Genomic DNA, 9,100 nt, shown 5'->3' on the forward strand with positions numbered 1-9,100 from the left:
ATCAAAAGCTGTAACCCTTATTCTGCATACCTTAGAGCTTTTCTTAGTGCCATTCAGCTATAACCATCAGCACGGTGAATCACCTGTAGATATTTTGGATGGACATCGAAAATCTTGCTGGACGCTAGTTTAAAACTCGGTCGAGAACGAACACTGATTCGCCCTACCCATCGCCTTGCAAATTTACCTGACGCAACAACAGCGCGTACTAAGTCGCCCGTCTGAAAGCCAAACCAGCTTTTCTGGTTAGTGCGATGTCTATTGGGAAATCCAAACTTGTCAGTGCCGCACATCTGCCGCGTTCCGTGTCCTTTTGCCGTAATCAGCAACGGATTTGAGGTCAACACTTCAAGCGATTCGACTTGACCGACACAAGCCGCATCTAGCCAATGAGATTTAGGCATATCTAATCGAGTGCGATTGAACTTGGTTTGTCCGCCTGTCCCAGTTGTGACTAGCAAGTTTGTTTCTTTCAACGCGTGAAACAATGCCCAACGGGTTGAATTAACGGCGGCAGCGTCTTTGAGTGGGGATTTTGCCTGCTTGAGAATACGATTGAGTAAATCAGGTTTGCAGAAAAGAAAATCTCGTATATCTTGATTCCCTTTGCTTTGATTGCAGGCATGGCAAGCAATCGTAAGGTTAGAAACTCGATCAGAACCGCCCCTTGATTTGGGTTGAATGTGTTCAATCTCAAAAGGGACGTTCTCGATTGAGCAATAAGCACATCTCCGATTCCATTTTTCCAGAAGGTACTCTCTCACTTCGTATCCTTGCAACTCTCCCTGCTGATATTGAACGCCTGAAATCTCAGGGTTCTGCATCAGTTGCGGGTCAAACCGCACCAACTCTTGAGTAATACTGCTAATTGGTGCAAACCTACGGAGTCGGTTAACCCAGGTGAGAATGGTATCAACCCGATGCTGAAGACTCGGAGCCAGCCAGCCATCAGGACGGGTGCGATTGAGAAACCTCGCCTGCCGATAGCGAGTTTTGCGATTCCGTCTAGTTTGTCGCAATTGGCGACGAGATAGCAGCGCATTCTTAATTTGTTGTCCCCGATGTTGCAGTTCGGCTCCAAAGATGACTTTGTTGCCTTGCTTAATTGCGATGCTCGTAACCTTTGAGCCTGGATCTAGTTTGAGTTCTAAATCTTGTACGGGCACGTCAGGACAGGCTTCTTTCAGGATGATGGTAAACGGATAACGACGAAATACCGCAGCTTTTCCAGTATTGAGCAGATGACGCGCCCCAGCCGGATGAGTTAGGTTTAGTGGTCGTCTGTCGGTATCAAGAACAAAGACAAAGTTGGACATTGGAAATCTCCGTAAAACGGGTAACGTGTTCCTCGCCAATGTTTTCAAGGCTTGTTAGGTCAGCCGCACTGCCTTACCCCTCGTAAAACTGTTTAACGACTGACGACAGAGCGACAAACTGGAAAGTATTCGTCGGTGTCATAACCTTAAAAACGTAGTTAGTGAAACTAAGGCTGGTCAGCTAACTGAAGTTGAGGCATGAAGCCCCGTCACTTCAGTGCGGGGTGCTGACAACGACGGAGGTACTGTAGACATTGGTGTGATTGGTCAGTAAAGGCGGGATAAGTGGATTTTTTAGGCATAATCTTGACTATGACTCTATATTTTGTAAATGATGTGCGTTGAAAAAAACTCCTTGACCACGTGGCATATCTGGGAAATGAACACAAACCATTCCGTGTGCTGAATATTGGATGACTCTACCTGTTTGCTCTAACCTGGGGTCTTTTTCTACTAGTGTTTTAATGACTTTGACAGATGAATTAATTGGTGGAAGGTTTGCCATTTTAAATGCTTGGCTGAATAGCCGATTATTGATTAGTAATTCGAGTTTTCACCGATACCATATTGCCATTTCAAAAAACTGATGTGAGTACAGATTTCTTGCCAATCACAAGATCCTATTGGGGCATTCCAATCCTGGCGGTATTCTTCTCCAAAATACCCCAATCCCCAATGCCAACCGTCATATTCTGGCTGTGACTCTCATCCAAACCAGAGAGCAACATTCACTTTAATCAGATACAACAACTTAATCACCCATCCGCCATCGTAATCAAAAATAAAATCATAATAATCTCCTAAAAAGCGCTCATTTGTTAATGCAATTAAATCCATTCTTGACCAAAGATTCATCTACTTATTTCCTCTACTTTTTAATTCACTGCGTACCGTTTTATGATAGGAGTTTGTTGATTTAACCTGGATAAACTAGTGTTGTAGCTGCTTGTACTCATCCCAATTCCTGGGATTATGAGGTGATGACATTGACTCTTCAAATTCCCAGTTTTGAGAATTAGTATCGAAAAACTCAATTGCTGCATCAAAACCACACCTTAAAAATCTGGTGTATGATTCTTCCGAGCAAAGAATTGATTCGACAATTGCAGTCAAGAGTTTGAGGTTGGTTTCAGTAGCAGCACCTTCTTTGTAGAACCATTCAATTGTTTCTATTAGCCGTTGTTTAGCAGAAGCCGGAGTAGATTCAGGTAATGCAGCAACGGGAATAAAACCTGTTAGTTGTTTCATAAATCCTCCACAGTCCCATCATCATTTGTCACTTTCTTTTGAGATTTGGCTTTACTAATCTGGAATTCGTTAGCTTTAATCACGGGCATTGCAGCCTCTTTGACTGCTGCTTTCGCCTGATAATAAAGAAATTGAACTACACCATCTGCATCTTTTTCATCCTCAACTTGCGCCCATAAAGAACAACCTAATTCGATTGATTCGTAGTTGCCCAAGTTAAATTTTCTCGAATAACTAATTGAAACAGTACCGATTTTCATTTACTTGTTTGACCCCCTAATTTATGTAGTGGCGACTCAAGAGCGAATCGCCTTTTTCGTGTCTAATTACTTCCGTTTCCCTTGCGGCATTGCTGTCTGATTCTGCGCTTGCAAAGATGCCCTCGCTTCAGTTTCCGAAATCGGTGGTAATGCTGGTGCCGTGAAAGCATTACTAGCCCATCGCTCGTAAGTCTCGTTAGTCACCCATTGCATTGTTGCCCCAGATTCCGCACCAGAGCGAATCATCTCGGCTGCAACGAGAGCATCATGCTCAAAATCAGACTGCGGATTGCGATAGCTCCACTGAATGAACCAATACGTTCCCAACGCTCCATCTACTTTTTGAAACTCGGCGCAGAAGATGTAGTTTTTGAGGACAGATGCGATCGCGCCGTAGCAAAACTCTTTCGGATCTCCCGGCATTCCATCTTCACACCACTGCTGAAAAGCGCGATGAGCGAAGTGGTTGTACAATCCGGCGAAACTGTCTTTACTGCGGCGGTGCATTAGGAAACTCAAAAGCATGGACGCTGGCCCTTTAAACTGGTCTTTTAACCCACCAGTGACCGGAATTACCCACAATTCGGTAAATGGTTCGTTGGTGAAGTTCTCATTAATTGTGAGTAAACGGTCAGGGCGTGAGATTGCAATAGCGAAGTCTGCCTTACTTCCTTTGAGATATCCTCCTGCTTGTGCTTCTAGAATTGTCAGTTTTGGGGGACAATCAAGAAGGAATTGACCATATTCCTTAGCGCAATTCGCTTGTAGTTTCGGTTGGCTGGGTGGGATGAGAAAGACGCTGTTGTTGATTTTGATTGTTTCCATAATTGCGTTGTTGTTGCTAAAAATTGCGTTGATATTGGATAGTGTTCGAGTTAGCTATTTATGACAGAACAATTCAAAATGCAAAATTAGTTTCATTTTCATAAATTTTGAATTTTGAATTAATAATGCGTGAATTTGAGCAAAGCGAATGGTGGGTTGACCTCAAGTGAAGTGGGGGTAATTCCAACCGTGTGGAATTAATATTGTTGTTTGCATTATTTTGCTTCCTGATTCAACTTGACCTCAACGACTTCTTCAACACAACTCATTGCCTCAGTCAAATAATGCAAGACATCACCTACATGAGTTGCTGCTTCTGGATCAATCTTTTGATCTGCAATCAACGAAAGCCAGTTTTCATCTTGAGCAATTGTCTGAATTTCCACGTAGCACGAGTTGAAAGTTTTCAGTATTTCTATTGTTTTCATTGATTTTTCCGATGAGTTGTGGTGTTGTATCGGGATAAACTAATAATTTGGTTTTGCTCCTTGCCACACAGGTGGGTTTTCCTGCCCACCTATTTTTTAAGCTGCTACCAAATATTTCGCTTGTGGAACATACCTTTTTAAGCGTTCCCATTCGTCAAAAGTCAGTGCGTCAAATTCTTTGTCGAGTAACTCCTCTTCTGTGAGCGGTTGCTCTGTAGCCGTTCTTGATACTCTTGCCACCTTCAAAAATTCATCAAGTCCCACTGCTGCATCCAACGACTCGGCGTATCGAATCTTATCTACAGCATTTGACCAGTGGGTGATGTGTTGAAATATCACCCCAATCATGGAATAACCTTTGTACACGCGATAAACTCTGGGGCAAGCTCCATTGACGTATACAAGCTTGTAGGGAGGAATTTTTTCTACCTCTGCGTTGGGGTTGGTTGGAGGGAGGAGAATTTTCTGTAGAGGATTATCCAACTGGTCTTCTTGAAGAGAAAATGTGGTAATCATATTTCATGTGCCATGATGATTTCGATTGTCTAAATTTCGGTTGAACGGCGATCGCTTTTCCCTTGGACTGCGATCGCCTTTTTCACTTCAGGGATTTCTTACACCTTTGCATTTGCATCTGCTGGAGGTAGCACAAAATTCTCTTGACAGTCATAGAAACCTGAATCTGAAAGTGTGATGTTACTTGCTGTGCTATGTGCAATGATTATTTGTAATTGCATATTGGTGGCGATTGCAGTTGCTTGGTGTGCAATCGCCCTTTCTCACTTCCAGCAACTTACGCCGCTACTGCCATTCGTACTCCCAAAAGCCCAATCACTTGTTCTGCACTAGGAGCCACGCGATTCACCCCGTACTGCCTCGGTCTTGCGTACCAGCCTTGGTGATTGCACCCGACGAAGCCGACCAAATGCCCGTCTCGGTAGAGTTTGGTGCTGAACGAGAGCCAATCTATCTCACCGTGATATAGACCAAAAGCAGTGCAGGCTTCCTCCAGTTCATCGCTTAATCGTTCGTTACGTTCCAGGGGTGTTTCTGGCAGAGTCGCTTTAACTTCTGCAACTCTCGCGGCGAACCAGTCTCTATCAAAAGGTAGTCGTCCGCTACCGATTAACTGCACCCATACCGTAATCCCGCCTTCGATCCAGATTGTGCGAACTGATTCGGGTTCAACTTCGATAATCTCACCAATGATGCGGCGATCTCTGTTGGTGAGAGGATCTTGGGTTGGGGCTACAGCTTCGGCTTGGGATTCGAGGTGGGTGCATAGTTCTGCTTGGGCTAGGGCTTGCTCATTAACAGAAGAACTAGGAATTGCTTGCTGGGTATGTGTTGTATAAGGCATAATAGAGTTCCTTGATAAAAGGGTAAAAGGCGATCGCAAACTTTGGACGGTGGGCGATTGCCTTTGTTATGTGTGCAAAGAACGTTGTGGTTCAGCACAACGCTCTCAAAAAGATTTGGCGTAGCCATCAAAGCTAGTTGCTAAGAGCATTCTCAAGACAGCAGACGGATAGCATCAGAGGACGTGTGCAGCTTTAACAACGTCAAAAGCTAATCGTCTAATGTCTTTTGGTAATTATTTATTCAGTGCAAATCCATTTCCCGGCTGTGTACCCCTCGCCTTCTCTGGTTGTGCCAGTGCCTCAGTTACTCATCAAGCCGTCACTCTGGATTGTGCTGTCAAGGTTCTGTAGTAAGCGCATCTTTATTTACTAGGAGGCGTTGCGCTTATTTCCTCCTTCATATTTACTATGTTAGTATGAGTTAGTACGTTTATCAATATAGTTAGTACAAAACCCCAGTCCAATATATTTCCTGATAGAATAAATCGTACTAACGGCTTGTGATAACCTAAAACAAAAGGAGATTGTCTATGGCTATTGAATCTCGTCTAACGATTCGCATTGAAGAGGATATACGGTCAGCTTTTCGCTCTAAAGTCGAAGCGCAGGGCAAAACTGTTACAGATGTACTTTTAAAATTTATTAAAGAATATGTAGAGACAGAAAATTCGGAAAGTGGCCATGATGTAGCCCAAATTGAGCAAAGAGTTCAAAGACTTGAATCTCTTGTAGAGGAATGCCTGGGGGAATTAGTCGCCTGAGAGAGGAGAATACCACTCTCAGGCAATGGCGTGATCACATTATTAACACTGTTATTAAAGACAAACCCGCCGAGCATTAGGTGGGTTTTGTTTTTTATTGATCACAACGTACTAACTCGTGCTAACATATTTTCTTAGTTATGTACGAGGTTATACAGTTATGAATCCCACGCCATCTTTATTTGAGTCACTAGAAAACTTTATTGACATATTTTCTCTTGGACTAAGTTAAAAGCGATCGCCTCCCGCCAAGAAGAACAATCGCCCAGACTAATCCTTTAACAAAGAAATAGTATGTCTAATTTACCAGTTTTCCAGTTACTCCTCCAAAACAATCCCAATTTATTCAGCACAGAAGGCTTATCCTCACTGCTGCAAGACTGCCTTAGAGTGAAATACCCCAAATGGCATAAGTTCATTTACCCTTCATTGTTAGACAGACAAGTTTACTTAGAGCTTGCTGGGCTTGGGAACGGTGATGCCAAACATGATGAAATTATTCATCGGATCATGACAGACCCTAAAGGCTGGTGTTTGGATGCTCCATCATCCGTACATGAAGGAGCGCGATTCTACGACAGCATGGGTAAAATGTTTGGCCCTAACTTTGGCACTGAACTTTTCCTCTACCACAGAATTAGAGACAATATTCAGGATATTCAGAAAAACTTGGCCATCTCTGGAGTTAGCCAACGAAACATTTCAATCCGCGATCGCTTGTTCTCCTACCCGAAAGTAGAGGATCAACTGCTCACGCTGGAGAGCGATCGCATCATTCTTCAAAAAGCAGTTCCAGAAATCATCCAGTTTTTTGTCAGCCTTGTTCAGATCGCACCTGCATATAACTTGTTTTTGGTGAATAAGGACAAGAGAAATATCCACGCTTCAGTCACCACAGTTGAAAGTTATGCACCAAAGGCAGTCATTGCAGACATTTATGCTGAATCTTGTAACTGGGAGAAATCAGAACAGAACTGCTGGCGAGGAAAAAGTACTTTCAGGAAAGACCCAGACGAAGTTCATTTATACCTTCATCTTGATCACAAAGAGAACGAAATTATTTACTTTAAAGCGGTTTACCCGGACTTGAGCCGATTCACAAGGTTTGCTGAAGTCGCCTAATGCGATAAGCCTAACGGCTTCTGCAAGTCCCTTACTAACTGCAACATTCCTAGTATTTACCATACATAGTGGGCAAGAGATATGCTGACACTAGACAGAGAACAAACAACATCACTTGATTACAATGTTGTCAACACTAGTATCAAGGAAACCTTCACTGCCATTGACAGGTTCGAGTGGCAGGCGGTAAATGAAATTCTCCAGATGCGGGAACAGCAGCTTTACCTGCAAGCTGGATATAAAAGCTTTGAAGAATACTGCCAGCGTGAGTTATGCACCTGGGGCGGATACCGACGAATCAACCAACTGCTAGGGGCAAAGAAAGTCATAGATGCAGTTGGTGAATTGGGCGGACACATCAAAAACGAGCGTCAAGCCCGTCCACTACTACGCTTGGTTAGGGAACCAGAAAAACTAAAACAAGCTGTAGCGATCGCTCTCAAAGATAACCCTTCTCCTGGTGAATCAGATTTTGCTGCTGCCGCCCAAAAAGTGGTTCCTCAACTTCCACGGAAAAAACATATTGTTCAGGAACCAATGGTTCCCAAAATTCAAGAACCAGTGGTTCCTCAAAAAGCTATTGTCACAGTTTCACAACAGTCACACCCTCGTTATGGGGATTCGGGAGTGATTGAGGCAGACGCACCGAATCGCTGGCAACAGATTGTTACCTTTGCTGATGGCGAGAGTTTGTTGATCAACAATGCTGATTTAGATTCCCCCAGCGTTCCCTTTACCAGAGAGCGTAAATATTCACCAGAATATACCGAAGCGATCGCTGCTATCGAAGAACGCCATAAACAAGAGTTAGAGCGCCTAGAGGAAGAACTGAGGATTGGCTTGCAAACAGAGGCCGCAGCCAAAGCTGAAGAACAGGTACAAGAGCAAATCCAATCCTTGCAAAATCTGTACAAGCAACAGAAAGACCAGAATATCCAGTTGCAGCAACGCCTAGATGAGATGGAATCGCTACGGCAGTTAGAAGTTGATAACCAACAACTCCAGCAACGCATTCAGGAGCTAGAACGCGCCGTACAACAGCATCCGGTTCAACAATGGGGACATGACCCAGCAAGCGACTAAAGCGCTGAACAAGCAAGTAAAACAGGCGTTAGAGAAAACTATTGATTTGCGATCGCTGGCACAAGAACCCCCCAAGGAAAATGCTCAGGAATGTTTACGGTTGATGGGTATGGCGTTGAAGAATCTCGCCAACGCTATGAATAACACCCAAGCCCTCGAAGCTGCGGCGATAATTCTGGGGAGTGAACCTACACCAACTGCGATCGCATATCGAGCCGAGCAATTAGAAATGCTTCCCCAGGCGGTGAGTGACATTAGGTCAGTACTGGCTAAACCTGAGCGTACTTGGCAGGACTATTCAATAGTTGCCCAAGAATATGAGGTGATAAAAGCAGACTATTGGGCGGAATTAACTACGCAAGAGACTGATTTAATTACCGCACTCCAGAAAGCATCCTCTCAACCAGACACAATCGGGCTTGGTTCTATTGTTGCCCATGCTGATCCTTACCGTACTTTGTATGTTGCCAGAGGCGAGGTGATTCAGGATTTGGGAGATGAGGTAATCGTTGCCTGGGATTCTTGGAAAGAGCAATCGAAAAAGACTGACAGATACTTTCGAGATGAGTTGCGATTCTGGCAGCCTGAATAGGGTTTCAGTATATCCGTAACTTTTTAGACAAACAAATATCGAACTAAACGGGTGAACGAAAAAAGGTGTGGCAGAGGAGTTAGCGGATGATCTACGCTAACATA

14 protein-coding genes are annotated in these 9,100 nt (G+C 43.9%); 5 read left to right on the forward strand and 9 right to left on the reverse strand.

The window, feature by feature from the left end:
* Positions 1-53 precede the first annotated feature (53 nt).
* From iscB to HWQ39_RS00535, 8 genes are all read right to left on the reverse strand, one after another.
* Complete coding sequence (iscB, locus tag HWQ39_RS00500) at positions 54-1,316, reverse strand: RNA-guided endonuclease IscB (RefSeq protein WP_292840058.1); 1,263 nt, start codon at positions 1,314-1,316, stop codon at positions 54-56.
* Between the two features lie 310 nt (positions 1,317-1,626).
* Positions 1,627-1,821 carry a hypothetical protein gene (locus HWQ39_RS00505; protein ID WP_292840061.1) on the reverse strand — a complete coding sequence of 65 codons (195 nt, stop codon included), beginning with the start codon at positions 1,819-1,821 and terminating at the stop codon, positions 1,627-1,629.
* Between the two features lie 200 nt (positions 1,822-2,021).
* Positions 2,022-2,171: a hypothetical protein gene (locus HWQ39_RS00510; RefSeq protein ID WP_292840064.1), complete on the reverse strand. Its 150-nt coding sequence runs from the start codon at positions 2,169-2,171 to the stop codon at positions 2,022-2,024.
* A gap of 75 nt (positions 2,172-2,246) precedes the next feature.
* A complete protein-coding gene (locus HWQ39_RS00515; RefSeq protein WP_292840067.1) occupies positions 2,247-2,564 on the reverse strand; it encodes a hypothetical protein in 318 nt (105 codons plus the stop codon).
* The gene (locus HWQ39_RS00520) at positions 2,561-2,824 is read right to left on the reverse strand and encodes a hypothetical protein (protein ID WP_292840070.1); all 264 of its coding nucleotides are present in this window, start codon (positions 2,822-2,824) and stop codon (positions 2,561-2,563) included. The genes HWQ39_RS00515 and HWQ39_RS00520 overlap by 4 nt, the downstream gene beginning before the upstream one ends.
* 66 nt (positions 2,825-2,890) lie before the next feature.
* Complete coding sequence (locus HWQ39_RS00525) at positions 2,891-3,649, reverse strand: hypothetical protein (protein WP_292840073.1); 759 nt, start codon at positions 3,647-3,649, stop codon at positions 2,891-2,893.
* A gap of 215 nt (positions 3,650-3,864) precedes the next feature.
* Positions 3,865-4,077 carry a hypothetical protein gene (locus HWQ39_RS00530; protein WP_292840076.1) on the reverse strand — a complete coding sequence of 71 codons (213 nt, stop codon included), beginning with the start codon at positions 4,075-4,077 and terminating at the stop codon, positions 3,865-3,867.
* 96 nt (positions 4,078-4,173) lie between these two features.
* On the reverse strand, positions 4,174-4,593 hold the full coding sequence (locus tag HWQ39_RS00535) for a hypothetical protein (RefSeq protein ID WP_292840079.1): 420 nt from the start codon (positions 4,591-4,593) through the stop codon (positions 4,174-4,176).
* A gap of 25 nt (positions 4,594-4,618) precedes the next feature.
* On the opposite strand from HWQ39_RS00535, the gene HWQ39_RS00540 reads away from it, so the two are divergent.
* Positions 4,619-4,771, forward strand: coding sequence for a hypothetical protein (locus tag HWQ39_RS00540; protein ID WP_292840082.1), 153 nt, complete (start codon positions 4,619-4,621; stop codon positions 4,769-4,771).
* Positions 4,772-4,870: 99 nt separating this feature from the next.
* Here the strand turns inward: HWQ39_RS00540 and HWQ39_RS00545 are convergent, their stop codons facing one another.
* Positions 4,871-5,437 carry a hypothetical protein gene (locus tag HWQ39_RS00545; protein WP_292840085.1) on the reverse strand — a complete coding sequence of 189 codons (567 nt, stop codon included), beginning with the start codon at positions 5,435-5,437 and terminating at the stop codon, positions 4,871-4,873.
* Positions 5,438-5,968: 531 nt separating this feature from the next.
* On the opposite strand from HWQ39_RS00545, the gene HWQ39_RS00550 reads away from it, so the two are divergent.
* The 4 genes from HWQ39_RS00550 (at position 5,969) to HWQ39_RS34345 (ending at position 8,996) form a co-directional block, all read left to right on the forward strand.
* Complete coding sequence (locus HWQ39_RS00550; RefSeq protein ID WP_292840088.1) at positions 5,969-6,199, forward strand: hypothetical protein; 231 nt, start codon at positions 5,969-5,971, stop codon at positions 6,197-6,199.
* A 294-nt stretch (positions 6,200-6,493) separates the two neighbouring features.
* Complete coding sequence (locus tag HWQ39_RS00555) at positions 6,494-7,321, forward strand: hypothetical protein (protein WP_292840091.1); 828 nt, start codon at positions 6,494-6,496, stop codon at positions 7,319-7,321.
* 81 nt (positions 7,322-7,402) lie between these two features.
* Positions 7,403-8,404, forward strand: a complete 1,002-nt coding sequence (locus HWQ39_RS34340; RefSeq protein WP_366932207.1) for a hypothetical protein — start codon at positions 7,403-7,405, stop codon at positions 8,402-8,404.
* Complete coding sequence (locus tag HWQ39_RS34345) at positions 8,385-8,996, forward strand: hypothetical protein (RefSeq protein WP_366932208.1); 612 nt, start codon at positions 8,385-8,387, stop codon at positions 8,994-8,996. Before HWQ39_RS34340 ends, HWQ39_RS34345 begins: the two co-directional genes overlap by 20 nt.
* Positions 8,997-9,100 lie beyond the last annotated feature (104 nt).

Source organism: Nostoc sp. NMS8 (assembly GCF_017115045.1).
Taxonomy (GTDB): Bacteria; Cyanobacteriota; Cyanobacteriia; order Cyanobacteriales; family Nostocaceae; genus Nostoc.

Bases quoted from the DNA above. Each gene is read 5' to 3' on its own strand.
- iscB (WP_292840058.1), bottom strand. From the start codon at position 1,316: ATGTCCAACTTTGTCTTTGTTCTTGATACCGACAGACGACCACTAAAC.
- HWQ39_RS00505 (WP_292840061.1), bottom strand. From the start codon at position 1,821: ATGGCAAACCTTCCACCAATTAATTCATCTGTCAAAGTCATTAAAACA.
- HWQ39_RS00510 (WP_292840064.1), bottom strand. From the start codon at position 2,171: ATGAATCTTTGGTCAAGAATGGATTTAATTGCATTAACAAATGAGCGC.
- HWQ39_RS00515 (WP_292840067.1), bottom strand. From the start codon at position 2,564: ATGAAACAACTAACAGGTTTTATTCCCGTTGCTGCATTACCTGAATCT.
- HWQ39_RS00520 (WP_292840070.1), bottom strand. From the start codon at position 2,824: ATGAAAATCGGTACTGTTTCAATTAGTTATTCGAGAAAATTTAACTTG.
- HWQ39_RS00525 (WP_292840073.1), bottom strand. From the start codon at position 3,649: ATGGAAACAATCAAAATCAACAACAGCGTCTTTCTCATCCCACCCAGC.
- HWQ39_RS00530 (WP_292840076.1), bottom strand. From the start codon at position 4,077: ATGAAAACAATAGAAATACTGAAAACTTTCAACTCGTGCTACGTGGAA.
- HWQ39_RS00535 (WP_292840079.1), bottom strand. From the start codon at position 4,593: ATGATTACCACATTTTCTCTTCAAGAAGACCAGTTGGATAATCCTCTA.
- HWQ39_RS00545 (WP_292840085.1), bottom strand. From the start codon at position 5,437: ATGCCTTATACAACACATACCCAGCAAGCAATTCCTAGTTCTTCTGTT.
- HWQ39_RS00550 (WP_292840088.1), top strand. From the start codon at position 5,969: ATGGCTATTGAATCTCGTCTAACGATTCGCATTGAAGAGGATATACGG.
- HWQ39_RS00555 (WP_292840091.1), top strand. From the start codon at position 6,494: ATGTCTAATTTACCAGTTTTCCAGTTACTCCTCCAAAACAATCCCAAT.
- HWQ39_RS34340 (WP_366932207.1), top strand. From the start codon at position 7,403: ATGCTGACACTAGACAGAGAACAAACAACATCACTTGATTACAATGTT.
- HWQ39_RS34345 (WP_366932208.1), top strand. From the start codon at position 8,385: ATGACCCAGCAAGCGACTAAAGCGCTGAACAAGCAAGTAAAACAGGCG.